Annotated in this window: 1 pseudogene; it reads left to right on the top strand. The window is 44.2% G+C overall.

The annotated features are described in order from the left end of the window. Positions 1 to 274 (top strand): annotated as a pseudogene (locus Q5762_RS38300) (hypothetical protein); the annotation flags it as partial.

A 274-nucleotide genomic window follows, 5' to 3' on the forward strand; every position in this document is an offset into this window, starting at 1 on the left:
TTTTAACCGTATTTTCGTTTGCTGGTGCCGGTTGGGCAACCTTTGAGTGGAATATATTGGGTAAACCAATCAGCAGTTTCTTTGAGCTTAAAGACTATCTGACCTCTGCGATTATGCTACCTATCGGCGGCCTGTTTATTGCCATCTTTATTGGCTGGATTATGCCTGAAAAGGTTAGTGCAGAAGAGTTGGCAACCACAACCAGTGTGTATCAGGTTTGGCGTTTTGCGATACGCTGGATCACACCGGTCGCGGTGATTATCGTATTTTTAAA

Origin of the sequence: Streptomyces sp. P9(2023) (assembly GCF_032436795.1) — a bacterium.
Classification (GTDB): domain Bacteria; phylum Actinomycetota; class Actinomycetes; order Streptomycetales; family Streptomycetaceae; genus Streptomyces.